16 protein-coding genes and 2 pseudogenes are annotated in these 25,421 nt (G+C 70.3%); 9 read left to right on the top strand and 9 right to left on the bottom strand.

All coding sequences use genetic code 11. The features are described from left to right. Positions 1-28: 28 nt before the first annotated feature. The gene (locus PUR53_RS19635; protein WP_329909082.1) at positions 29-3,220 is read left to right on the top strand and encodes a glycoside hydrolase; all 3,192 of its coding nucleotides are present in this window, start codon (positions 29-31) and stop codon (positions 3,218-3,220) included. 106 nt (positions 3,221-3,326) lie between these two features. Here the strand turns inward: PUR53_RS19635 and PUR53_RS19630 are convergent, their stop codons facing one another. From PUR53_RS19630 to PUR53_RS19600, 7 genes are all read right to left on the bottom strand, one after another. Next, the gene (locus PUR53_RS19630) at positions 3,327-4,925 is read right to left on the bottom strand and encodes a cellulase family glycosylhydrolase (RefSeq protein ID WP_329897556.1); all 1,599 of its coding nucleotides are present in this window, start codon (positions 4,923-4,925) and stop codon (positions 3,327-3,329) included. A 181-nt stretch (positions 4,926-5,106) separates the two neighbouring features. Continuing rightward, the gene (locus PUR53_RS19625) at positions 5,107-7,260 is read right to left on the bottom strand and encodes a glycoside hydrolase family 127 protein (RefSeq protein WP_329909081.1); all 2,154 of its coding nucleotides are present in this window, start codon (positions 7,258-7,260) and stop codon (positions 5,107-5,109) included. A gap of 79 nt (positions 7,261-7,339) precedes the next feature. Then, positions 7,340-11,485: an Ig-like domain-containing protein gene (locus PUR53_RS19620; protein WP_329909080.1), complete on the bottom strand. Its 4,146-nt coding sequence runs from the start codon at positions 11,483-11,485 to the stop codon at positions 7,340-7,342. Positions 11,486-11,487: 2 nt separating this feature from the next. Further along, positions 11,488-13,530, bottom strand: coding sequence for a glycoside hydrolase family 127 protein (locus tag PUR53_RS19615; protein WP_329909079.1), 2,043 nt, complete (start codon positions 13,528-13,530; stop codon positions 11,488-11,490). Between the two features lie 93 nt (positions 13,531-13,623). Beyond that, positions 13,624-14,445, bottom strand: coding sequence for a carbohydrate ABC transporter permease (locus PUR53_RS19610; protein WP_329897557.1), 822 nt, complete (start codon positions 14,443-14,445; stop codon positions 13,624-13,626). Positions 14,446-14,459: 14 nt separating this feature from the next. Next, entirely contained in the window at positions 14,460-15,422 is a 963-nt protein-coding gene (locus PUR53_RS19605) for a carbohydrate ABC transporter permease (RefSeq protein WP_329909078.1), read from the bottom strand. A 136-nt stretch (positions 15,423-15,558) separates the two neighbouring features. Further along, positions 15,559-16,878: an ABC transporter substrate-binding protein gene (locus PUR53_RS19600; RefSeq protein ID WP_329909077.1), complete on the bottom strand. Its 1,320-nt coding sequence runs from the start codon at positions 16,876-16,878 to the stop codon at positions 15,559-15,561. Positions 16,879-17,134: 256 nt separating this feature from the next. Between PUR53_RS19600 and PUR53_RS19595 the strand changes: the two genes are divergently transcribed. The 3 genes from PUR53_RS19595 (at position 17,135) to PUR53_RS19585 (ending at position 19,447) form a co-directional block, all read left to right on the top strand. After that, complete coding sequence (locus PUR53_RS19595; protein WP_329897478.1) at positions 17,135-18,163, top strand: LacI family DNA-binding transcriptional regulator; 1,029 nt, start codon at positions 17,135-17,137, stop codon at positions 18,161-18,163. A 167-nt stretch (positions 18,164-18,330) separates the two neighbouring features. Then, positions 18,331-18,735 carry an SgcJ/EcaC family oxidoreductase gene (locus tag PUR53_RS19590; RefSeq protein WP_329897479.1) on the top strand — a complete coding sequence of 135 codons (405 nt, stop codon included), beginning with the start codon at positions 18,331-18,333 and terminating at the stop codon, positions 18,733-18,735. Positions 18,736-18,838: 103 nt separating this feature from the next. Next, entirely contained in the window at positions 18,839-19,447 is a 609-nt protein-coding gene (locus tag PUR53_RS19585; protein ID WP_329909076.1) for an SMI1/KNR4 family protein, read from the top strand. Between the two features lie 32 nt (positions 19,448-19,479). Here the strand turns inward: PUR53_RS19585 and PUR53_RS19580 are convergent, their stop codons facing one another. Continuing rightward, a complete protein-coding gene (locus tag PUR53_RS19580) occupies positions 19,480-19,677 on the bottom strand; it encodes a hypothetical protein (protein ID WP_329909075.1) in 198 nt (65 codons plus the stop codon). A 390-nt stretch (positions 19,678-20,067) separates the two neighbouring features. On the opposite strand from PUR53_RS19580, the pseudogene PUR53_RS19575 reads away from it, so the two are divergent. The 3 genes and pseudogenes from PUR53_RS19575 to PUR53_RS19565 all read left to right on the top strand — a co-directional run bounded on the left by PUR53_RS19575 (position 20,068) and on the right by PUR53_RS19565 (position 22,411). Then, positions 20,068-21,014: pseudogene (locus tag PUR53_RS19575) on the top strand (DUF6192 family protein). Positions 21,015-21,150: 136 nt separating this feature from the next. Continuing rightward, positions 21,151-21,426 carry a hypothetical protein gene (locus PUR53_RS19570; RefSeq protein ID WP_329909074.1) on the top strand — a complete coding sequence of 92 codons (276 nt, stop codon included), beginning with the start codon at positions 21,151-21,153 and terminating at the stop codon, positions 21,424-21,426. Between the two features lie 32 nt (positions 21,427-21,458). Beyond that, positions 21,459-22,411, top strand: a pseudogene (locus PUR53_RS19565) (IS5 family transposase). A 118-nt stretch (positions 22,412-22,529) separates the two neighbouring features. Here the strand turns inward: PUR53_RS19565 and PUR53_RS19560 are convergent. After that, on the bottom strand, positions 22,530-23,441 hold the full coding sequence (locus PUR53_RS19560; protein WP_329909073.1) for a LysR family transcriptional regulator: 912 nt from the start codon (positions 23,439-23,441) through the stop codon (positions 22,530-22,532). A 75-nt stretch (positions 23,442-23,516) separates the two neighbouring features. Between PUR53_RS19560 and PUR53_RS19555 the strand changes: the two genes are divergently transcribed. Both PUR53_RS19555 and PUR53_RS19550 read left to right on the top strand, forming a co-directional pair. Next, entirely contained in the window at positions 23,517-24,266 is a 750-nt protein-coding gene (locus PUR53_RS19555) for a CTP synthase C-terminal region-related (seleno)protein (protein WP_329909072.1), read from the top strand. After that, on the top strand, positions 24,166-25,203 hold the full coding sequence (locus tag PUR53_RS19550) for a PLP-dependent cysteine synthase family protein (RefSeq protein WP_329909071.1): 1,038 nt from the start codon (positions 24,166-24,168) through the stop codon (positions 25,201-25,203). The genes PUR53_RS19555 and PUR53_RS19550 overlap by 101 nt, the downstream gene beginning before the upstream one ends. The last annotated feature ends 218 nt before the right edge of the window (positions 25,204-25,421 follow it).

The raw sequence follows: 25,421 nt of genomic DNA, 5'->3' as shown, positions 1-25,421 counted from the left end.
TTCGCCTCTGTGTTGTGGAAGGAGTGTCGTGACCCCACGACATCGCATCGCCCGGGCTCTGGCAGCCACGGCCCCCCTGGTACTCGGCGCGGGCCTCGTGACCGCGCCCACGGCGAGCGCGGACACTTCGGCACCGGCGGCACAGGCGGCGCCGGGCGCGGTCACCGTGCGGATCGACCCGTCGTACCGGCAGCAGGAGTTCGAGGGCTGGGGCACCAGCCTCGTCTGGTTCGCCAACGCCACGGGGAACTACCCCGAGCCCATCCGAAGACGGCTCGTCGACATGCTGTTCGGCGAGGACGGCCTCGGCCTCACCATCGCCCGCTACAACATCGGCGGCGGCAACGCCCCGGACGTCCGCAAGGACTACATGAAGGCCGGCGCGACGATGGACGGCTTCTGGAAGGCCCCCGAGGGCACCACCCGGCAGGACATGGAGTGGTGGGACCCGAACGACCCCGACCACTGGAACTGGGACGCCGACCAGGGCCAGCGCTGGTGGGTGGACCAGATCAAGGACAAGGTCGACACCTGGGAGGCGTTCAGCAACTCGCCGCCCTGGTTCCAGACCGTCAGCGGCTATGTCTCCGGCGGCTTCGACGCGAACACGGACCAGATCCGCGCCGACCGCGTCGACGAGTTCGCCGGCTATCTGGTGCGCGTCACCGAGGAGTTGGAGAAGCGGCACGGCATCGACTTCGACACCATCGCCCCACTGAACGAGCCGAACACCAACTACTGGGGCACCCAGATCGGCGCGAACGGCCAGCCCACCGGAGGCCGCCAGGAGGGCGCGCACGCGGGCCCCGTGCTCCAGCAGAAGGTCGTCCTCGCGCTCGACAAGGCGCTGGAGGGAGCGGCGACCGACGCCGAGATCTCCGCGATGGACGAGACCAACCCCACGATCTTCACCCAGAACTGGAACGCGTACGACACCTCCGCGCGGGCGGCGCTCCCCCAGCTGAACGTGCACACGTACGGCACCGGCATGCGCACCAGCGCCCGTGACATCGCCAAGGGCGCCGACAAGAAGCTCTGGATGAGCGAGGTCGAGGGCACCTGGGGCACCGGCACCGACTTCACCGGCATGGAGCCCGGCCTCGGCATCGCCACCCGCATGGTCGACGACATGCGGGAACTGGAGCCCTCCGCCTGGGTGTTCTGGCAGCCGATCGAGGACTCGATCCCGCAGGCGGCGGCCGGCAAGAACTGGGGCAGCATCCATGTGCCGTTCAACTGCACGGCCACGGACACCCTGGAGACCTGTCCGATCCGGGCCAACTCCAAGTTCCACACCATCCGCAACTTCACCCACCACATCCGCCCGGGCGACCACTTCGTGAAGGTGGACGACCCGTCCAGCGTGGCCGCCGTCAGGAAGTCCGGCCGTGCGGCCAGCGTGGTCCACGTCAACAGCGGCACCACCGGGCGTTCCGTCACCCTCGACCTCTCGCGCTTCGGCAAGGTCTCCTCCCGCGCCACCGTCACCCCCGTCGTGACGAGCGCCGACGGGGCCCTCGTCGAGGGCACGCCGGTCCGGGTGAAGGACCGTGCGGCCACTCTCGACGTGCCGGCCAAGTCCGTGACCACGTTCCTCGTCGACGGCGTCAGCGGGGTGGCGAAGGACGCCGCGCTCGTCCAGCCCGGCCATGTGTACCGGCTCCAGGGCGCCCAGAGCGGCAAGTCGCTGACCCCGTCGGAGGAGGGCACCGGCGTCGTCATCCGCACGACCGACGCCGCCGACGCCCGGCAGCTCTGGTCCGTCGAGCAGCTGACCCCCGGCCACGACAACCGCGAGCGCTACGCCCTCGCCGACGCCCGCACCGGCAGGCGGCTCGCCGTCCGTGACCACCAGGCCGTCCTGGAGGACCCGGCCGACGGCGAGGTCCCCGCAGCCGCCCAGTGGATCATCTCGACCACGGGCGACGGCAGTTGGACCTTCGTGAACGCCGCCACCGGCCGCCTCCTCGACGTCACCGGGAGCTCCTCGGCGGACGGCGCCAAGGTGTCGACGTACACCCCGACCTCGGCCGCGAACCAGCGTTGGACGGTGGCCGACGAGACCGTGCTGCGCACCGAGCGGGCCGAGGCGTTCACCGTCCCCGGTCTGCGGCCGAAGCTGCCGGAGACGGTGACCCCGGTCTATCGGGACGGCGCCCGGGGCAGCCTGCCCGTGGAGTGGGAGCTGCCGTCGGACCGGAAGTGGCGCAAGCCCGGGACCGTACGCGTGACGGGTGAGGCGACCGACGCCCTCGGCCGGAAGCACCCCGCGAAGGTCCTCGTCACCGTCGACACGATCGCCTCGACGCTGCCCGCCCGTGCCAAGACGTACGTGGGCGGCGCGCCGGAGCTGCCGGCGACGGTCGTCGGCGTCGGCCGGCACGGCGGTCGGACCACCCTCCCGGTGAGCTGGGACGCGGCTCCCGAGGGGGCGTTCGACGAGGTGGGGGTGGTGACCCTGTCGGGCAGCGCGGAGGTCGTCGGCGGCGGTACGGCCGAGGCGACCGTGCGGGTCCAGGTCACCGAGGCGACCCGGAGCAACATCGCGACGGACCCGGCCGTCTCCGTGGGCGCCTCCTACACCGAGAGCGGCTACTCCGCCGAGCGGCTGCGCAACGGCACCACCGCCGAGAAGGCCTGGTCCAACTGGCGGTCGGGCACCAAGAACCCGTCCGACACCATCACCTTCGGTCTGCCGAAGGCCCGTGACCTCACCCGGATCGTCGCCCACTTCAACCGCGACGGGACCAACGTCTCCTTCCCGGAGAGCCTGAAGGTGCAGGTCCGCGCCACCGAGAACGGTCCGTGGACGGACGCGGGCGACCCCGTCGCGGTCGGCACGGAAGGCACCCCGGTGATCGACGTCCCGCTCGCCGGGGGCCCGGTGACCGATGTGCGCGTCGTCATGACCGCGCGTCCGGGCGGCTACATCACCATGGGCGAGATCGAGGTGTACGCCAAGACCGCCGGTGCCTCCTCGGACGCGGCCGCCGGCGGGATCGAGGTCGCGGGCCGGCCGATCGGGTCCTTCGACCCCGACACCACCGCCTACCGGGTGGCGACCGACGACCCGGGCCGGGCGCAGGTCACGGCGACGGCGCGCGATCCCTATGCGACCGTCTCCGTGGAACGCGACGGCCGAACGTCCGCCGTCGTCACCGTGACGAGCGAGGACGGCTCACGCACCCGGGCGTACCGGATCACGCTCGTACGACGCTGATGTGACCGGCGGGGGCCGCGAGCAGGCCCCCGCCGGTCACCTCGCGGGCCAGGGTCACCTGGCATGAACCGCCGGCCCGCGAGAACCGGTCACCTCACCGGGGTGGTCAACTGCTCGCGCAGGCCGCCCCGTTGAGCGTGAAGGCCGTGGGCGCGGTGTTGGTGGTGCCCTTGCTCCCGATGAACCCGACCGTCACGGACCCCGCGGCCGGGATGGTGGAGGTGTAGGAGGCGGGCTTCACGCTCACCGAGCCTCCGCTCTGTGTAGCGGTGCCGCCCCACATGTTGGTGACGGTCTGGCCGTTGGCGAAGGTGAAGGCGAGGGTCCAGCCGCTGACGGCGGCGGTGCCGGTGTTGCGGATGACGATCTCGCCCTGGAAGCCCCCCTGCCACTCGTTGGTGGCACGGTAGGCGACGGAGCAGGTACCGGCGGGCGTGCCGCCGGTGGTGACGTTCACCGTGGCCGAGCGGGGCGAGCGATTGCCGGCCGCGTCCCGGGCGTAGACCGCGAAGGTGTACGCGGTGTCGGCGGTGAGGCCGGTCAGGGTGACGGAGTTGGCCGTCGCCGAGGCGACCTTGGTCTCCGTGCCGCCGCTGACGCGGACGACGTCGTACGCGGTGACGCCCACGTTGTCCGTGGCGGCGGTCCAGGAGAGCTGGGCCGACGTCGCCGTCACCGCCGAGGCGGCCGGGGTGCCGGGGGTGCTCGGTGCCTGGGTGTCGCCCGGGGTGCCGCCGCCGAAGACGGTGGCCTCCTCGGCCGTCTGCGCGATGCCGTTGGCGCCGTTGAAGATGCGCTGGCCCCAGGCGCTGAGTCGCGTCGGGTCGAAGCCGATCGACAGGTCGAGGATCGGATCGGTGTTGCCGCTCCAGGACCAGGCCAGATAGCCGAGGTCCAGCCGCTCGGCGGCGGCCATCATGGTGTCCTCGTCGGGGTCGCCCCACTGGTCGGCGGGACCGCCGAACTCGCCGATGAGGAGCGGCAGTCCGGCGTTCACGAAGGCGCTCAGGTAGTCGTTGATCTCGGCGGCCGTGTCGAAGACGCTGTACATGTGGATCGAGAAGATCAGATTGCCGGTGGTGTCGGCGTCGTACACGGACTGGGCGTTGGCGCGCATGACGCCCTGCCAGTCCTGGCCCCAGTTCGGCGCGTCCACCATGATCGTGTGCTGGAAGCCGGCGGCCCGCAGCTTCTGCACGGCGGCCTTGGTGGGGGCGGTCCAGCCCTCGGGGTTGGTGTTGCCCCAGGGCTCGTTGCCGATGTTGACGATGACGTAGTCCTCCTCGCCGGCGAGGACGTCCTTGAGGCCGATCCAGTAGTCGGCGGCGTGGTCGAGCGTGCCGGCGGCGGCCTCCTCGCCGTACCCGGTGGTGTCGTGCACCTCCAGGACGCAGATGAGCCGGTTGGCCTTGCACTGGGCGACGACGTTCGCCACGTCGGCGGGGCTGTTCTTCGTCCAGCGGTGCCCGTCCGAGAGGACGACGCGGACGGTGTTGGCGCCGAGCGCCTTGATGTCGGCCAGCGACTGCGTCTCGCCGGGGTACCAGGTGTGGGCGTGGTTGACGCCGCGCATCACGAAGTCGTTGCCGTTGGACTCCAGCAGCCGGCCGTCGCTGATGTGCAGGCCGGTGGCCCGGACGTCGGGGGCCGACTGGGCGAGGGCTACGGCCGGGGCGAGGACGCCGAGGAGGGTGAGCGCGATCATGCTCGCGAGGCCGGCCAGGAGCGTGCTCAGGGGGTTTCTTCCAGTTCTCACTGCGACTCCAGGTGGGGGTGGGCGCCGAGAAAGTCAGGCATCAAGGGGTGGGGGGTGCCGAGGAGATGAAGCTATGGGAGCGCTCCCATGAACCCATCTCGTCCCGTACACGTCAACCCTTCGCGCGCGGTCAGCGGCGAAGACCGGCCCGGACCGCGGCGGCGACGACCGCGTCCCGCTCGGCCGCGGTGAACCGTCCCTCGGCCACCCAGCCATCGGCGAGGGCCCGCACCGCCCCCACGAACGCCTCGGACGTCGCGAAGGGCGCCCGGGCCCAGAGCACGTCGAGGAAGGTCAGCCCGTCCCCACGGCTCCGGTTCGGGACCCCGGAGCCGGCCGTACCGAACACCACCGCGGGCTCGGAGCGCCGGAAGTAGGCGTGGTAGGAGAGGTCGTTCCCGACGAAGAACGGCGCGAGGGTGAGCCCGTGCGTGGTGAAGTGCAGGGGCCTGCCCTCGGGGCGAACGGCGTCGGCGAGATCACCGCGCAGGGTGAAGTCCTTGTAGAAGGAGAAGCCGCGGAACTCGGCCTCCGCGCTCTGCGCGACCAGCAGCAGCGGGCCGAAGAACACCGACTGGATCGTGGGGTCGTCCGGGGTCCGCTCCACCCGCAGCCGGTACGGCGCGGAGATCCCGACGCGGTCGCCGCGCCGCCACTCCCGGCTCAGCGACAGATACGACCCGGGCACGGCCTCGACCGGCTGCCGCACCCCGTTGACCGTCACGGTGAACCCGGCCGTGGCCCAGGACGGCACCCGCAGTCGCAGATCGAGCCGGCCCCCGCCCTCGCGGAAGATCAAGGTGCGCACGCCCTCCGCCGGATAGCTGCTCGTCTGTTCGACGACGAGCCCGCGCTCCGGCCACCGAAGGGTCGAGGCGAGGTACAGGTTGACGTACAGCGCGCCGCCGTCGGCGGAGCGGAAGTACACCGAGTCCTGGTACTTGGTGTGGTTCTCCATGCCGGTGCCGCCGCAGCACGTGCCGGTGTTGCCGTACTCGCGCACGACTCCCGGGCCCATGCCCACGAAGTAGGTGACCTCCGGGCTGCTCGTGCTCGCGGTGTCCCTGCGGGAGGCGAGGATGTGGTTCGTCAGCCCCCGCTCGTAGTAGTCCATCCGGGCCGCGTCCGGCTCCCGGAAGAACAGCTGCCGGCTCAGTTTCAGCATGTTGTACGTCGCGCAGGTCTCGGCGTTCTTGTCGTACAGCGTGGCCGCGACGGCGTCGCGGGCCTTGAACATCTCGCCCTGCCCGGTGCCGCCGAGGCTGTAGGTCCGGTGTCCGACGACCATGCCCCAGAAGTTGCGCGCCGCCTCGGCGTACCGCTCCTCCCCCGTCTCGTCGAACAGTCGCAGGTAGCCGGTGAACTGCGGGATGTGCTGGTTGGCGTGACGCCCGTCGAGGATGTCCCGGTCCTGGGCGCAGGCGTCGAGCAGCGCGGTGTTGTCGAAGCAGCGCGCGGCGGCCAGGTGTTCGGGCTTGCCGGTGAGGGCGTACAGGTCGGCCATCACCTCGTTCATGCCGCCGTACTCGCCGGCGATGTAGATGGACCACATGCGCTCCAGTTGCGCCCTGGGCAGCCCGCCGAGCCTGCTGTGCACCCAGTCGCCCATCTTTGAGGCGATGGTCAGGGCCTGCGCGTTCCCTGCCAGGGTGTGGGCGTCGAGCAGACCCCGCATGATCTTGTGGCAGGTGTAGTACGGCGCCCAGATGGTCGGATACGTGGTGTAGCTCTCCAGCAGGATGAACTGCGTCTCCGGGTACGCCGCCAGGAAGCCGGGGTGACTGGGTCTCGGCGTGCCGCGCTCGGCCAGCGCCGTCTGGCATTCCCCCAACGTGGCGACCAGATAGTCCAGTTTGCTCTTGAGTGCCGCCTCTCGGGTGTCGGCGTACGCCTGGGCGACGAGGGTGAGGAAGTGGCCGCCGTAGTGGCCGCGCAGATTGCCGTCGGAGGTCTCCCAGCCGCCCGGCGGACGGGCTCCCCGGGTGTCGAGTCCGGCGTTGGCGCGGAAGACGGCCAGGATGCGGTCGGCCGGGTAGGACCGGGCGTAGTTCAGCATCAGGTCGCGCTTGGCCCGGAACACGCCGTCGCCGAGGGTGACCCGGTCCAGCGGGAAGGGGTGCACCGACCAGGTGGCCGGGGTGGGCAGCGGGGCGGCGTGCGTCTGGGCGGACGCTCGATGGGCCGGGGCGGCGTGGGCAAGCGAGGTGGCCTGCGTGAGCGGGCCGACGGCGGCCGCGCCGGCGGCCAGGCTCAACAGCCGTCGCCTGGTGGGGGGTTGGGACATGCTCTCGACTCCGATCTTCTCTGGTTCAGCGGGTGGAGGATGTGGGGGATGTGGCGGGCGCTGGGGCGGGGTGGGGTGGTCACGACGAGGTGAGGGTGCCCGTCACGGTGACCGTCGCCGTCGCGCGGTACGTCGTGCCCGCCACGGTCCCCCTCACCTCGAAGGTGCCGGGCTCGTCGTACCGGCCCGGTTCCACCGGGTCCCAGGTGACCTCGACACGGCTGTCCCTGGAGCCGTCGTTGTAGGTGGCGACGAGGGTCGCCGGGAGGGTGGGCGCCCGGCCGGCCCGGGTGGTGACATGCTCCTCGGCGATGCTGGTGATCTCGACCGCGTCGGTCTGCCGTACCCACACGGTCGCGGTGACCGGGCGTGCCGCGAGGTCGGCGATCCCGGTGATCCGGACGCTGGTGCCTCCCACCGCGACCTGTTCCTCCGTCAGCGCGGGCCAGGCGACGGGTGAGCGGGCCGTGGCGCCGTCCTCGTACACCAGCGTCACCTCGTCCGGCAGTTCGGGGACCGTGCCGCGCGGGGTGGGGACGTGGACCTCGCGCGCCGCCTCCGGCGTCTGCGCGTACACCTTCCACTCCTGGACCCCGAGGGCCAGGTTCGGGTGCCCGGTGAGCCGGGCGCGCAGGGCCGTCGTCGTGACGGGGGTGAAGGTGGTCCTGTTGTAGCCGTCCTCAGTGGTGCCGTAGCCGCTGGGCGCGGCCACCTCGCGCCAGGTGTCACCGTCCCGGTACTCGATGACCCAGGACGCGGGCACGCCGACGCCGTCGCCCGCGCCGGGCTGGGCGTCGCGGAAGAAGTACAGGTCGGAGCCGTCCACGCGGACCGGGTCGGCCCAGGTGTACTGGACCCACTGGGTGCCCTTCTGCGGCCAGCTGCCCCAGCGCGGGGCGTCGGAGGAGGAGGCGGGTTCCCGGCCGTCGTTGATCGCGGCGATCGACTCCCAGCCGGAGGTGTAGGAGGCGGTGGGGGTCGCGGAGGGCGCCACGTTCACCTGCCCGTCGGACAGCCCCTCGGCTCTGACCACGACCTTCTTCGAGGAGCCCGACGCGCCGTCCGTGGCGGTGAGTTGGAGGGTGTAGGTGCCGGGCGCGGTGAAGCGGGCGACAGTCGTCGGCGTGCCCGGCTCCTCGAAGATGACGGTGCCGCCGTCGGGCCCGTCCACCGCCTCCCACACGGCGGAGAGCTTCCCCTCCGGCAGGCCGTCGTCCTCGACGATGCCGGTGAGCCGCACCTGCCCGGGACGGCTGTACGTGGTGTCCCGCCACGCCTCGACGTAGGGGGCGCGGTCGCGGGCCGCCGGGGGCCGGGCACCGGTGTGGAACGCCTGGATCTCCTTCAGGCCGCTGGTGTGCCCGTCGCGGTGCCGCATCGACACCCGCAGCTTCTGCGCGGTCACCTTCGTGAAGCGCACCTGGTTCAGATTGGCCCGGGGATAGGTGGGCGTCTTGACGGGCCGGGCCACGTCCCGCCAGCGGCCCTCCCGGTCCTGGTACTCCACGGTGTAGAGCGCGGGCTCGGCGTACCCGCCCGGCCGTTTGTCGCTGGAGAAGTACAGCCGGACGTCGTCGACCGCGCGGGGCCGTCCGAAGTCGATCTCGTACCAGTCCTCGGCGTTCCCCGAGCCGCGTGCGCCCCAGTGGGGCTCGTTGACGGTGAACCCGTCGACGGCCCCGGCCGTGCCCCGCCCCTCGGCCTCGTGGGAGGCGCGGGCCGTGGCACCGGCGGCGAGGTTCTCCGTCGCCGTGCCGGTCAGGTCGCGCCCGGCCTTGGCGAACAGGTCGGTGACGCGGTCCTTTCGGCCGAACTCGACGTCCTGCGGTGCCGCGACGGCCGTCCGCAGCCCGGTGGTGCGGGCCTTGGCGCCGCCGCCGTCGGGGAAGGTGACCTCGCGGGTGACCGGGTCGTAGACGAGCCGGGTGAGCCGGTCTGCGGTCAGGGCGAGCCTGCCGTCGAGGTAGAGGGAGTAGCCCTCGGGGACCTGACGGCCGTACGGCCGCTTCCCGTCGCCCGGTTCGTCCCAGATCACCGCCACGTCGGTGCCCCGGTAGTTGATGTCCGTGACGGCGAAGTGGGGCCAGTCGACGTCGATCGGGGACAGCTCGACCTTCCGGTCGTCGCGGGGCCGGAAGCCCATCGCGTCCTCGATCACGGTCCAGTTGGTGGTGCCGAGGATGGTGTGGTGGATCCAGGAGCGGTAGCCGATCTTCTGCGGGTCGGCACCGCCGTCGGCCCAGAACTCGTTCTGGTCGGGCCACCGGTTGTCGCCGTCGACGTAGTGGGCCCAGGCGTTCCAGGAGAGCAGCTTCTTGTACCAGGTGCGGTCGATATAGCGGTTGGGGTACTTCCGCAGCACGGAGGAGAGGAAGCGGAAGGTGACCGTGGAGTTGATGACGGAGAAGTTGTTGCTCCCCGGGTGGCCCTGCTCGGCGGCCTCCGCCTTGTCGGCCTGGTTGGCGGTGAAGAACGGGAAGACCGGGTACTGCTTCGCGTCCGCCCACAGCCGCAGCGCTTCGAGGTACTGGGGGTCCTCGTCCGGCGTGGGCATCAGGCCCACGCTGTACGGGTAGTAGTTGTTGATCTCCTTCCAGGGCACCAGGCTGTCGCTCGCCACGTGCCGGTGCTTCAGCAGCTTGTCCTGGGGGTCCCAGAGGTGTTCGAGGACCGCGTCCTTCACCCGCTGCGCGACGCTCCGCATCCTGTCGGCCCCCGCCTTCTCACCGAGGACGTCGTACGCGCGGGCCGACGCCATGGCGTTGCTGTACACGTAGGCCGACTCGGCGCGGTCCAGGTTCCCCGGTTTCCAGTCGAACGACACCGCGTCGGCGTCGTTGCCGGTCATCGCGCCCCAGTCGTACTCGATCAGCCCGTTGCCGTCGTGGTCGTAGGCCGCGAGCTGGCCCTCGACGTCCTTCTCCGCGTACCGGGCGAGGTTGCGCGGGATGCCGTCGGGGCCGCCGTGCACCTGGTAGGAGCGCCAGGCGGCCTCGGAGATGTACTGGGTGTAGCTGTTGGACCAGTTCTCCGGGTCGCCGGGGTTGTCGGTGTACTTCCCGTTCTTCGACACCTCGCCGACGGACACCCACGGGCCGTACGCATAGCTCGGATCCCGCAGGTACTTGAGGTCGTCCACGAACATGCCGACGGTCAGCGCGATGGCGTTGTTGTAGCCGAGGACCCCCTCCATCGAGGTGGGGAACTGGTAGTCGCTGCCCGGGATGTCGGCGTCGAGGTAGTTGTACCGCAGCAGCCACCAGCGGTAGTAGAGCGTCTTCTCGATGTTGTCGTCCGGGAGGTCCATGAAGGGCAGGTTCTCGGCCCACCAGCGGTTGTACGCCTGCACATGCGCGCGGAAGGCGGCACCCGGGGACGCCGTGCGCACCGCCTCGTACGCCGGCCGGGACGCGCTGATCTCCTCGGTGACGAAGCCGAGTTGGACCTTGGTGGTGAGCGTGCGGCCGGCCGGGACGGTGACAGTGCGGGTCAGGGTGTCGCCGTCGGAGGTGAAGCCGTCCCCGCTGAGCCGGGGGAAGACCGTGGTGAGGTTGTTCTTCGCGGGCACCGTGCCGGTGAGTTCGCGGCCCTCCGGGGTGCCGGTGTACGGGGACGAGGCCCGCAGGGTGATCTCACGGCTGCCGGAACCCGTGTGGGTCAGGGCCAGCCGTGTCACGGCGACATTGGCGTCGGTGATGAACTTGGTCTGGACGACCTTCAGCCCGGTCGCCTCGTGGGTGAACTCGCCGCGCCAGTGACTCGGCGTCTGGACACGGGCGGCCACGTCCTCCCGGAGGGTGAGCCGCTCACCGTCCACCACCAGGTCGACCGTGTACGCGGACCGGTTGTCGATGCTCTCCCAGTACGCGACCTGCCCGGCGAAGCCCAGCCGGCCGGGGTCGTGCTCCTTCATGAACACCGCCCGGCCTCGGGTGAACAGCCAGTCCCCCGCCGGGTCGTCGCCCTTGCGGGCCAGCATCCGGTCCATCCAGAAATCGGTGCCGTCCCCGGCTCCTCGGTCGGCGTCGTACTGGGCGCGCATCGTACGGCGCACCGTGAAGCCGGCGGGCAACTCCGGTACGGGCTCGGCCGATCCGGAGTAGACCGGGTACCCGATCGCCGAGTTGTCCGCCTCGGCCGGAACGGCGACGAGCGTGACGAGCAGCCCGGCGGCCAGCACCCCGGCCAGAGCCCTGGCGCGACGCCGTCTTCGGGGTCCGGGCACGGCTACCTCCCTGAGGCGGGGTCGGGGGCGGAGTCGGGGCCTGAGTCGGGGCCGGGTCCGGGGTCGGGGGCGGATCCGGTGCCGCCGTCCGGGCGCTGGGGCGGCCCCTCCTCGGTCGTCGGCAGCCACACCCGCATCGTCGAGGGGCCCCGGTTGGCCCAGGAGTGGTAGGGCACCAGGACGATCCCGGTGCGCTCGGCCGGCGGCTCCTGCGGGGCGTGCCCGAGCGGCTCGTACGGCCACGCCCGCGCGCTCGGCCCCGCACCCCCGGCGACCTCCCCCGCGACCACGACGGTGGCGGCGGTGTCAGCCGTACCGCCGGGCCCGTCCTCGGGGTCGACGGACGTGTCCACCCGTACGGCGTCGACATCGTTGCCTTCGAGGAGGTCGACCGACTCGGCGCAGTACACCAGCGGCCCGCGCTGCACGGCGACCGTGCCGCGTACGGCGTCGATGCGGGGGTCGGCGCGGATCCAGCGCGGGGCGACGGGGAGTTCGAGGCGTACCTCGTCACCGGGCCGGAAGACCCGGGTGAGGGCCGCCGTGCCCGGGGCGACCGGGCGGCGCACACCGTCCGGGTCGACCAGCGAGGCGGTGGCGCCCGTCGCCCACCGGGGCACCCGCAGGGAGAGGGTCCAGGGCCGGTCCGGGGAGCGTCCGATCCGCACGGTGACGGTCCCGCCGGAGGGGTAGTCGGTGCGGACCCGCAGGGCGACGCCCGGCCCGCCGGTGAGGGAGGTGGCGATGTCGGCGTCGGCGTACTGGTGCAGTTGCACGCCCTCGTCGTCCGCCGTCGCCAGATAGGCCGGCAACTGCGCCAGGGTCCGGGCCACGTTGGTCGGGCAGCACGACACGGCGAACCAGGGGGCGCGCAGCCCCGAGTCGGCGCGCGGGCTGTCGGCGTCCTTCGGCGGTACGACGCCCCGGTGCCGCCGGTGCAGGGTGTTGGTATAGAAGAAGGACCGGCCGTCCTCGGCCGGGGAGGTCGCGACGACGTTGAACAGGGTCCGTTCGACCAGGTCGGCGAAGCGCGGCTCGCCGGTGGCCAGCAGCAGCCGCCAGCCGAGCATCACGGAGGCGACGCCGGCGCAGGTCTCGGAGTAGGCGCGGTCCGGGGGCAGGGCGAAGTCGTCGCCGAAGGACTCGTCGCGGTGGTGCGAGCCCATGCCGCCGGTGAGGTAGGTGCGGCGGGCGACCGCGTTGTCCCACTGGCGTACGACGGCGGCGAGCAGCTCGTCGTCGCCGGTCTCCACGGCCACGTCGACGGCGCCGGCGGCGAGGTAGAGGGCGCGGACGGCGTGGCCGCGCAGCGTCGTGGCGCGGCGTACGGGGAGGTCGTCCTGGAAGTAGGCGCGGCCGAACTCGCCCTCGGTGAGGGTGCCGTGGCCGCGTCGGTCGACGAACAGCGCGGCCTGGTCGAGGTAGCGCTGTCGCCCGGTGAGGCGGGCCAGCTCCACGAGGACCGACTCGATCTGGGGGTGGCCGCAGACGCCCTCGATGCCGCCCGGCCCGAAGGTGGCGCACACATGGTCGGCGGCCCGCTGGGCGATCTTGGCGAGTTCGCCCTCGCCCCGGGCGCGGGCCTGGGCGACGCCGGCCTGGATGAGGTGCCCCTGGCAGTACAGCTCGTGGCCCTCCTCCAGGTCGCTGTAGCGGGCGGGCTGTCCGGGGCGGCCGAACGCGGTGCTGAGGTAGCCGTCCGGGTCCTGCGCGGGGGCGACGAGGTCGGTGAGGTCGGTGATCGCGGCGTCCAGCGCGGCACCGCCGCCGTTCGCGGCTTCCCAGGCCATGGCTTCGAGGAGTTTGTAGACCTCGGAGTCGGCGAACTCCCGGCCGCGCCGGTCCCGTTCGATCCTGCCCTCGACCGCGGCCCGGAAGTTGCCGGTCCAGCCGACGCGGTCCATCCAGTCGCGGCAGTGGTCGAGCGTGGCGGTCGTGTTGGTGTGCCGTCGCCGGGCCCAGAAGCCCCCGGTGATCCTGACCTCGTCGAGTCCGAGCGGCCTGAGGCGGCCACGGGTCGGCGCCACGGGCAGGACGGATGACATCACCGCGTTCTCCCTCACCTGTTCATGCCTCCGGTTCGTCCCTTCGGTCGTCGGTGGGCCGTGCGGTCGTGGCGTGCGGGTCTCCCAAGTGCGTCAGCCCTTGAGCGCGCCGGACATGAAGCCCCTGATGTAGTGCCGCTGCAGGAGCAGGAAGAGGAGCAGGCACGGCACGGCGAGCACCACCACGCCCGCCTCGGTCGCGCCGTAGTCGACGGCGCCCATGCTCTGCTGCCGCAGGTTGGCGACGGCCAGCGGCAGGGGCGCCTTCTCGCTGTCGGAGATGAGGATCAGGGGTGCGATGAAGTCGTTCCAGGCGGCGAGGAACGCGAAGAGGCCCACGGTGATCAGCCCCGGCCGTACCGCCGGGAGGAGCACCCGGCGCAGCGCGCCCGCCGTGCCGCAGCCGTCGACGAGCGCCGACTCCTCCAGTTCACGCGGGACCGCCTCGAAGGAGATCCGCATCATGAAGGTGGCGAACGGCAGTTGGAACATGGCGAGGACGAGACTCAGCCCGATCAGCGAGTTCTGCAGGTGCAGCCTGCCGAGCAGCACGTAGAGCGGGATGAGCAGGGTGGCGTACGGGACCATCAGGATGGCGAGGGTCAGCAGGAACAGCAGGTTCTTGCCGGGGAAGTCGAAGCGGGCGAAGGCGTAGCCGCCGAGCAGGGAGACGCCGAGGGTGAGGGCGACGGTCAGTGCGGAGACGACGGTGCTGTTCAGCAGGTACTGCCACAGTCCCGCGTCGTACTCCAGCAGGGTCCGGTAGTTGCCGAGGCCGTGGCCGGATTCCTGGGCGGTGCCGGGCTGGGGGCTGACGGACGCCCAGGTGTTCCACAGCAGCGGGAAGAGGAAGATGACGGCGAGGCCGCCGGCGACGACGTAGTGCGGTGTCCGGCCGAGGGCGCGGGCGAGCACGGTCTGGTCCCCTCTCATGATTCGTCGGCGCGGCGCAGACCGCGGAACTGGAGGACGTTGAGCAGCAGCAGCGCGGCCAGGACGAGGATCGACAGGGCCGCGGCCGTGCCGAGGTTCATCCGCTGGAAGGCCTCGCGATAGATCAACTGCACGACGGTGACAGTGCTGTTGTCCGGTCCGCCCTTGGTGAGGACGAAGAACTGGTCGAACGCCAGCAGCGATCCGGTCACACAGAGCAGGAGCGACAGGGCCAGGGACGGCCGCAGCAACGGCAGGGTGACGGAGCGGAAGATCTGGGCGCGGCTCGCGCCGTCCATCCGGGCCGCCTCGTACACCTCGTGGGGGATGCGCTGGAGGCCCACGAGCAGGATCAGCATGTAGAAGCCGGCGAACTTCCAGACGACGAGGAACACCGTCGACAGCAGTGCGGAGGTCGGTGACCCGAGGAACGACACGGGCTCGTCGGCGAGTCCGAGTTGCTCGGGGATGCCGCCGAGCGGACCGGTGGTCGGGCTGTAGAGGCCCCAGAAGAGCAGCGAGGCGGAGGCCAGTCCCAGGGCGCCGGGCAGGAAGTAGACGGTGCGGAAGAACCCGGCGCCAGGGCGGGACTCCTGCACCAGCAGGGCGAGCAGGAGGGCGAGGCCGAGCAGGATCACCGTGACGATCACCGTGTAGAGCAGGGTGAAGCGGACGGCGGGCCAGAAGAGGGTGGTGTCGGTGACGTCGGTGTAGTTCTCGGGGGCGTTGACGCCCCGGTCCCCGGCGAGCAGCGGCCAGTCGCTGAGCGACATCTGTCCGACGAGCAGGAGCGGCAGGACGAAGAAGACCGCGACGAACACGGCCGTGGGGGCCGCGTAGGCGAGACCCTTGGCCCGGCGGGACCGCCACCGCGGCACCGGGGCCCGCGCAGGGCGGTCCCGGTGTTCCGGCCGGGGCCGGTGCGCGGCAGGCGCGGACTCGACCACCTTCACGGGCATGCCCCTCCTCGGTCCGCCACGCTCACGAGCACGGCCCTCCTCGGTCGGCCACGGTCACGGGCATGTCTCTCCTCGGTCCGCCACGCTCACGGGCACGGCCCCGCTGTGTCAGCCGCGTCCACCGGATCGGTCGTCCTCAGTCGGCCAGCGAAGCGCTGACCGCCTCGTTGTCCTTGTCCACGGACGTGCCATCGCCGAAGACGGCGTCGCGCATCAGCGTCAGCCAGGGCCCGTTGGGGTCGTTGAAGGTCTGGCCGAACTTGAGCGCGTACGGGGTGTGGCCGTCGGCGACGAGTTCGTTGATGGTGACGAGCCGGGGGTCGGCGGCGGAGTGCTTGTTGGACGCCAGGTCGGTGCGGGCCACCACGTCCTTGTGTGCGGCGACCACGTCGACCTGCGCCTTGTCGCCGAGGGTCCAGGCGAGGAAGTTCCAGGCCTGGTCGGCCTTCTCACTGGTCGCGGAAACCCCGATGGCGTCGCCGCCGACGAAGGTGGCCTTGCCGCCGTCGGGTCCGGGGATGGGGGCGACCCCGAGGTCGAGGTCCTTCGGCATCAGCCCGAGCGTGGTCGACGGCATGGGCATGACCCCGACCTTGCCCTTGGGGAAGATCCCGGTCCAGGTCGTGCCGGTCTCGTCCTTCGCGCCGGGCGCCACGATGTCGTCGTCGACCCAGCCCCGGTAGGTGTCGTAGACCTTCTTGGCGGTGTCGGAGGCGAGGAGCGCCTCGGTGCCGTCCTCGCTCAGGACCTCCTCACCGGCCGCCCAGATGGACGGCCACCAGGTGAAGACACCGCAGCCGCCGCAGTTGCCGCCGAAGAAGGTGCCGTTGACGTCTCCGTCGAGCTTGTCGACGGCGCGCGCCTGCTCGTCCCACTCGGTCAGCGTGGCCGGTGGCTTCTCCGGGTCGAGTTTCGCCTTGCGGTAGAGGTCCTTGTTGTAGAAGAGCACCGACAGGTCGAGGGTGTGCGGCACCACGTACTTCTTGTCCTCGTACGTGCCCGCCTTGATGTGCGACTGGGCCAGGTGGTCGGCGAAGGGCAGGGCGTCGAGGCGTTCGGTGAGGTCGGCGAAGAGGCCGCTGGAGGTGTAGTTGGGGACGAAGACCACGTCGGAGGCGAACAGGTCGGGCAGGTCGCGGGAGCCGGCCGCGGCGCCGACCTTCGCCTGGTAGTCGTCGGTGGGGACGACGGTCAGTTCGACCTTGTTCTTGTGGCTCGCGTTGTAGGCCTTCACCAGGGCCTCGCTCTGCGGGCGGGTCGCGGCGCGCGTCCACATCGTGAGGGTGGCGCCGTCGTCGACGCCGGTGGCGTTGGCCGCTCCCCCGCCTCCACCGCCTCCGCCCGAGTCGCCGTCGCCCGATCCGCAGGCGGTGACCAGGCTCGCGGCGGCGAGCAGTGCGACGGCCCCGGTGGCGAGACGCCCCGCGCGGCCACGCGGTCCGACGGTGCTCCCCATGTTCGATCCCCCTTGTCACAAAGTGGTGTCACAGTGCGGTGGCGCTGAACCGGGTGACGGAGACGAAAGAAACCGAAAAGGCTTTCTGAGACGCTAGGCGGCACCCGATTACCCGTCAATCCCCTTGCAGAGAGCGGTTGTCGACGGCGTACGAAAGCCATGCGGGCATCCGGACCGAAACGTTTCCCGTAAGGTTCCGGGTGGGGCGTGTCATCCTCGGCGAGGTCGACACGCGTGGCGAGACAGGAGATCACCCATGGCACAGGCCACCGGCCCCTCTCGTTCGCAGCCCGCCACGCTGAGCGACGTCGCCCGGCTGGCGGGCGTCTCGATCGCCACGGCGTCGAAGGCGCTCAACGGCCGCAGCCAGGTCCGCGCGGAGACCCGGCAACGGGTCGTCGAGGCCGCCGAGCGGCTGTCGTTCCGCCCCAACCAGGTGGCGCGCGGTCTGCTCGCCGGGCGCACCGGCACCGTGGGGCTGCTCACCAGCGACCTGGAGGGCAGATTCGGCATACCGATCCTGATGGGTGCCGAGGACGCCTTCGGCGCGGGCGAGGTCGCGGTCTTCCTGTGCGACGCACGGGGCGACGCGATCCGCGAACAGCACCATCTGCGGGCGCTGTTGGGCCGCCGCGTGGACGGTCTCATCGTGGTGGGCAGCCGCACCGACCCCCGTCCCTCGCTGGGCCGCGAGGTTCCCGTCCCCGTCGTCCACGCCTACGCCCCTTCCGAGGACCCGGCGGACTTCTCCGTCGTCCCGGACAACGTCGGCGCCGGCCGGATCGCCGTGGAGCACCTCCTCGCCTGCGGCCGCACCCGGATCGCCCACATCACCGGCGACCCCGGCTACCTCGCCGCGCGGGACCGGGCCGAGGGGGCACGGGCCGCGCTCGCCGACGCCGGACTCTCCCTCATCGGTGAACCACGGTTCGGCGCGTGGTCGGAGGGCTGGGGCCGGGCCGCCACCGCGATGCTCCTGGACCGGCACCCCGACATCGACGCCGTCCTCTGCGGCAGCGACCAGATCGCCCGCGGCGTCATGGACGTCCTGCGCGAACGCGGCCACCGTGTCCCCGAGGACATCGCGGTCATGGGCTTCGACAACTGGCAGATCATGACCGCCGGTTCACGACCGCCGCTGACCAGCGTCGACATGAACCTCGAACAGGTCGGCCGCGTAGCCGCCCACGCCCTCTTCGCCGCGATCGCCGGCACACCCCGCACCGGGGTGGAGACCCTCCCCTGCAAGGTGGTGATCAGAGGCTCGACGGCACCGCTGTCGTGAGGGGAGGTCCGCCGGTGAATCCGACGCGACAGCTCTCGGTCGTATGCCATGAGCCGAGCCCAGAGCGGGTACGCCGATGATCGAACCAAGGGGTCGGTGGCGGTGGGTGGTCGGTGCCCGTTACCTCTCTTGATCTCAACCGCGCTTGAGGTAGCACCATCGTCCACATGGACACGGATTCCACGGCGTACGCCGCAGACATCGAAGCCATCAAGCAGGTCGTTGCCACTGTCGAGCACTCCCAGCAGCACAAGGACCCCGACGAATTCCTCGCCCTCTTCCACCCCGACGCGGTCTGGACGACGGCGCACGGCAAGGTTCTCATCGGCCTCGAAGCGATCTCGGAGTTCACCCGGAAGGTACTCCCCGCGGCTAGCTGGGACGGCAAGGTCAGCTACGAGGTGATCCACGTGCACTTCATCCGCCCCGATGTCGCGGCGGTCAAAGTGCGTCAGCGCTACCTGTCCCCGGACGACCAGAGCGAGGGCGCTCCGCTGTACGTGATGACCAAGCAGGACGACGGCCGCTGGCTGCTGGCCGCATGCCAGAACACGCAGGTCGTCACCGACTGATCTCTTCGGACGGGATGGCTGCACGCACGGAGCGAGGGCGTCCAACCTCGATGCCTGAAGCCAGAGTTGGACACCCTCGCGACCGCACTCTGTGTGAGAGCCCATGACAGCCGAGTCGTCTCCACACCTGGCGCCATGGCGGCCGACCTCGGGCCCGCGGCTCACCGGCACGGGGATGACCGCGCTGCGGCAGCTGCCGCCTCCGCCTCCCGGTGCGGGCGAGGACATCGACTGGACGGCGGCCGAGGCGAGGTGGGGGACCAGGTTCCCCCGGGACTACTTGGACTTCATGGCCGTGTACGGCGTCGGCGGGATCGGCTCGGAGGAGGAGATCGGCTGGCTCGGATTCCTCGGGCCGTTCCCCACCGGTGCCTACGAACACTCCCCGGACGACTTCGAGGACGAGACGGAAAACGCCCGTCTGACCTGGGAGGAGGAGGGCGCCGACCAGGAGGATCTCGACCTGGACCCGGAGCACATCCTCGCCTGGGGCATCACCTCTCACGCCGACATTCTGTGCTGGCTGACCAGCGATCCGGACCCCGACAAGTGGCCCGTCCTGCTCTTCGCGCGTCATGGCTCGAAGACCTGCGAGGTCGTCCCCTGCGGCATGGTCGAGTTCCTGCGCAGACTCCTTATCGACCAACTCCCCTCGTACAGCATGGAGTTCACGCCCGAACCGCGCTTCGAGCACTGGCGCGAGGGGCGATGAGCCGCTGACGCGGGACGCATGACGTCGCCCGATCAATGATCGGGGTGGTCCCGGTCGGGATCGCCTGCGGCACCCGGGACGAACAGGCTCAACCGGTAGGTGGTCGGCTGCGTCAGCCGCCCGCAGAGCGTGTCGATCCTGGTCATCGCCCAGTCGATCCTCTCCTCTCCTGCGTGCAGGCCACGGAGGTGAGCACGCCATTCCGCCTCGTCCTGCGTCTCGAAGAGCACGTGCCAGCTCCCCGTACCCGGAGCAGTGCGAGCAGCAGCCTGCCACCTCGCGTCCTGCTGCCGACGTCTCCTCTTCCGCTGCCCTGACACCGGCACAGCATCGCTGCTCGCGCAGCACCACAGCAAGGAGATTGCACCAGGCCGCAAGCTGCGCGGTGGTGGGCGACGGTGAGAAGCTGTGTCAGAACCGGTGATCTGTGACGCTCTGTGACTCGTGTACCGGTTGATGGATCCAGGTGCCGCGGGTCGCAACAGGGGCCGGATTCGGCCATGTTGGCTTGGCGTCTGGTGATGTTGGTGGTGTGAGGTGGACTCTGGGCGCATCGCCGGGCCGGGGTTCCGCAGCCGACGCAGGACGCCGACGCTTCGGCCCGCGCCGGGTGGTGCGCCATGACTCCATTGGTGGAGTCGGTCGGGAAGGTCACGCGGAGCCGTTACGACGAGCTGGTGGCCGAGTCTCTGGACATGGTGGAGGAGGACACCCGCTGCCAGTTCGCCCTCGGGGACGCGGCTCTGGAGCTGGAGCCGCTTCGCAGGCACGGCGGTCACCTGCCGCTCGACGAGGGCGACCAGGGTTTGGAGGAGTCATTGCGGCTGTTCGCCGATGAGCTCGGGCTGTCCTTTTATACGGTCCGCACGCACCGGTGGGTCGCCGCGCAGTGGCCCGCCGAACACCGGCAGACGGGGGTCTCCTACGAGGTGCACCGGATCCTGGCCTCCACGCCGGACCGGTTCGAGCTGATCCGGAACCCGCCGCTGAGCGAGCGCACCGGCCGACGCCGGTGGAGTGCGGAGGTGGTCAAGAAGTTAGTGGGCTGGAAGACAGAAGAGATCCAGGTCCCGGTCACCGCCCAGGAGAAGGTCGAGGCGATCCGCGAACTGGCGTGCGATGACGAGGCAGTGGCGGCGCAGGTGGCCACCGACTTCCTGCGCCGGCCGGAGGTGGCGTCAAGGCCATGCGCAATGCCGAGGCCCGGGAGAACGTGAACGAGGCCCAGTTCGAGCAGGCCGGGCTGGATGACGACGAGTTCGACGAGGAGTACGAGGAAGCCTTCGCCGAAGAGGGCGAGCCGTTCGAGGACCCGGCCCGCATCGCCCACAGCTGGCGCAAGTCGATGGAGTTCACCGACCTGATCGCCGTCTGCCAGGGGTTCATCGCCGGGGCCGCGCGGCTGGTGCCGAAGCTGCGGGGGCACGAGTTCACCGACACCCAGACGAAGGTGTTGGAAAACCACTTGGAGAAGATCCGCGCGACCGCCGACTGGATCGAGACCGCGGCCGCAACGGGTCAGGTCGACCTCGACGAACAGCTCGCCCAGCTGCTGCGGGGCCAGTAGCCATGGGGGCGGGCTGCCCGCCCACGTCCACGGCCAGGCGGTACGCAAGGCTCTGCAGGAGGCACGGCCGGCGGGTCTGACGCTGCCGCAGCTGTGCCGGGCGACCAATCGCACACCGTCGCAGGTCTGGGCGGGCTTGAGGTTCCTGCGGAAGGTCGCGGTCAAGGAGGGGCTGCCGCCGGTGACCTACAGCAGACGGGACGGCTTTCAGATGTCGGAGGAGAGCGAGGTCTGGATTTCCTACGAGCGGGCGATCTTCCAGGCGGAACTGCACCGGGTCACCAACTTCATCACCGGGATCATCGCCCCGCACGCGAAGAAGGCCCCGGATGACGAATGGATCCGTCTGGTCCTGGACCAGCTCGGCGGCGTCAAGGCCACCCTGGAAGTCCTCACCCGCATGGAACGCTGATGACCTGCATGAACGAGACCCGAGCGCCGGCCGTGCGCGAGCGGTGCTACCCCAGTGACACCACGGACGCCGAATGGGCCGTCCTCGAACCGCTGCTGCCCATCCCGGCCTGCGAGTTGCCCACGGGCGGGCGCCCGGAGGCCCATCCGCGCCGCAACGTGGTCGATGCCATCCCGTATGTCAATGACAATGGGGGCAAGTGGAGGGCGGTTCCCGTCGACTTTGGGATCCCCTGGCGCACGGTTTACGGGTTTTTCCAGCGGTGGCGGGCGAGCGGTGACTTGGCCCGCATCTTTGCCGAGCTGCACCAGCTGGTCCGTGTTCACGATGGCCTCAATCCCCGCACCGTCGCGGTGATCCTGGACTCCCAGTCCGTGAAGGGTGCCGAGACGGTGGGACAGGACAGCAGAGGGTTCGACGGCGGGAAGTTGATCAACGGTCGGAAGCGGCACCTGGCCGTCGACATGCGAGGCATGGCTCTGGCCGTCATGGTCACCAAGGCCTCGCCGCACGACAGTATCCCCGCCCGTGACCAGCTGTTCCGCCTGCGCCTGCCCCATCCCGAACTCGCCAACGCCTGGGCGGACTCCGCCTACGGCGGGACCCTCGTCGACTGGTCCCACTCCTTCCTCAACATCACTCTCAAGACGGTGCCCCGCCGCAAGGACCAGGACGGATTCGCCGTCCTCGCAAAGCGGTGGAGGGTCGAGCGGGCCATCTCGTGGATCATGAGAGCCAGGAGAAACGTGCGCGACTACGAGCGGCTCGTCTCCCACAGCGAGGCCCACATCATGTGGACCTTCATCACCCTCATGGTCCGCCGCCTCACCCGCCCTCCCCGACCACCGCGCACCACGCCACACCCCGTCGAACCGGTGAAAGCAGCCGGCAAGCACAAGCCCATACGCCTCCGGATGCAGCAGTCACAGACGATCCAGCTGGCCCCCACCGCGTTGCGCTGATCTTGGACTACTCGTCCGCGTAGAAGTGGAAGAGGGCAGCGCCCAGCCTTATCTCTACCCAACCCGGAGCGGTTCACGGGAACGGGGGAGCATAGGCGCTCCCATCCGTTTTACGCCGCCCAGTGGGTACGCGGTCGAGGGTCAGTGTCGGCCTGTTACGACGTGCCGGTGGATCGCCGCCGTGAGCGTCGTGGCGGGACCCGTCAGGCTGCCGTGGACGAGTTCGGTGCGGTGGATGAGGTGGGGAGTCGAGAGTGGGACACCGGTCACATCGGGTTCGCCCTCTCGGTGGTGTTGCACGACGGACGCGGGAAGCAGGGCGAGCCCAGCGCCGGCCGCGACGAGGGCCAGGAGACTGCGCACATCGGTGCCGTCGTAGTGCAGGCTGGAGCGGAACCCGTCGGTGCGTGCGAGGGCCCGCAGCCGGTCCAGCGGTGTGGCGACGTCGGGTGCGTCGATCCAGACAGCGTCGACGAGGTCCTCCATACGGAGTCGACTACGGCTCGCCAGGGGGTGCGTGCCGGGCAGGGCCAAGGCGACGGATTCCTCGGTCAGGGCGACCGTGGTGAGCGGACCGCTGTCGAGCAGGCGGAGCGGGTCGCTTGCGGCGGTGACTCCGTCGACGAGACCAAGGTCCGCGTCGCCGTTGGCGACGGCCTCGAGGACACCATCACGGCCCATGGTTCTCACGACGATCGTCAACCGCGGCATCGAGCGCTGCAGTTCGGTGAGTACGGCGATGGTGTGCCGGATGTCGGCGAGCGGCGACGCCCCGAGGGTCAGACGGGCCGGCGGTTCGCCTGACAGGCGCTGGACGTCGGTCCGGGCGGCGTTGAGGCGCAGCAGGATCGGCGTGGCGTGCTCCAGGAGTCGCTGCCCGGCCTCGGTCGCGATGACCGGGCGACGGTGCAGCAGTTGCACCCCGAGGTCCTTCTCCAACGCGGCGACCTGCTGGGAAACCGCGGACTGGGTGTAGCCGAGGTCGCATGCGGCGGCGGAGAAGGACCCTTCACGGGCTACCGCCACGAAGGTGCGCAGGAGGTTGACATCCATGACTATAAGTATCTCTGATACTTCAACGACACTTTCTCGTTGGACTAATAACTGCGGGCTGCGCACGATGAACCCATGGAGAGCAACGACGAGACGCATACGGCGAAGGTGGCACTCGTGGGCGACCGGTCGCCGCACGTGCGGTCCCACACGCGGATACCCCTCCTACTGGAAACCCTGCGGCAGCGGGACGGAATCGCCTTGGACGCCTACTGGGTACCGACCGAGGAGGCGCACGCCACCAGGCTGGACCGGTTCGACGCCATCTGGCTGCTGCCCGGCAGCCCGTACCGCAGCGAGACCGGCGCGCTCCAGGCAGCCCGTACCGCCCGGGAAAACGGCATCGCCTACCTCGGTACCTGCGGTGGGTTTCAACACACACTGCTGGAGTTCGCGCGCAACGTCTGCGGGCTCACCACTGCCGGCCACGCCGAGAACACTCCGCACGTAGAGAGCCCGCTGATCGCACCCCTGGCCTGCTCCCTCATCGGGCACGAGGGCATGGTCAGCATCACCCCGGGCTCGGCGGCCGAACGTATCCTTGGCGTGGACCGGACCGTGGAGCGCTACCACTGCGGGTACGGGCTCAATCCCCAGTACCTAGATGTCCTGTCCGCGCACGGCATGCGGTTCACCGGTCACGACGGCCCCGACGTACGCATCGCCGAACTACCAGGACATCCCTTCTTCCTGAGCACGCTCTTCCAACCCGAACTCGCCATTGATGACGGGCGGCTTCATCCGATCGTGCGCGCCTTCGCCTGCGCCGCCGTCGCACACGCTGCGGGCCGGGCCACCGTGCCTGTCACAACCGGCAGAGGGTAACGCGATGCGACCAGGAACACTGGCCGCGATCGGCAACACGCCGCTCGTGGAACTGCAGCATCTCGCGCCCTCAACCGGTGCCCGGGTGCTGGTGAAGCTCGAATACCTCAACCCGACTGGCGCCATGAAGGACCGGCTGGCGTTGGCGATGGTCGAGGGAGCCGAACGTGACGGCAGGCTCATGCCGGGGATGACGGTCGTCGAGTACACCGGCGGCAGCACCGGCCCGGGGCTCGCGCTGGTCTGCGCGGTCAAGGGGTACCGGCTCAAAATCGTCACGTCGGCCTGCTTCAGCGACGAGCCGCGGCGGCTGATGCGGGCACTCGGCGCCGACGTGGAGGTGCTCGACGCCGCCGTCGCACCCGGTACGGTCACGCCGACCGACATCGACGCGATGCGCGCCCGCGCGGCCGACCTCGCCCAACAACCGGGCCACTACTTCACCGACCAGTTCAACAACCCGTATGTGGTCGCCGGCCTGCGTGACGGACTCGGCATGGAGATCCTGAACCAGAGCGCGCACCTGCCAGTGACAGCGTTCTGTACCGGCATCGGCAGTGGCGCGTCCCTGCTCGGTGTGGCAGCAGCGATCCGTCGGCGCGACCCGCGCCCCCGAATCGTCGGCTTGGAGCCGGCCGGATCGCCAGGTATCACCGTCGGCACCCGGGGCGTCTTCGCGATGCAGGGCTGGAGTGGCTTCGCCCCACCGCTGTTCGACATGGACGCCGTCGACGCGGTCGACATCATCAGCGACGACGATGCGTTTGCGACAACGTCCCGCCTGGCCGAGGAGGAAGGCATCTTCACCGGTGTCTCAGGCGGTGCCAACGTCTATGGGGCGGTGCGCCTCGCGGCCCAGCTGCCGCGAGAGGCGGCCGTCGTCACGCTGGCACCCGACTCCGGCTACAAGTACCTGGGTAGCGGCCTATTCGGATAAGCCATTCGTCAACGGGTGGGGGTTTCTCAGCTCTCCCTTGGGGAGAACATCTGAGCTGGGAACTTGAACCTCTAGGGCCAATGCCGTTGCTTTACGGGTCTGCTGGTTGGGGTCGTTTGATGCGGACAGCTCGGGTTCCGGTGAGGGTGGGCTGGGGCCATGTCAGGTGCTCAGCCCGCTTGAGCCAGTAGTTGGACATCTTGCGCTTGACGACACGG

Source organism: Streptomyces sp. SP18BB07 (genome assembly GCF_036322545.1).
Lineage (GTDB): Bacteria > Actinomycetota > Actinomycetes > Streptomycetales > Streptomycetaceae > Streptomyces > Streptomyces deccanensis.
Note: the sequence above shows the minus strand (reverse complement) of the source record. Positions and strands in the feature narration are given on the sequence as shown.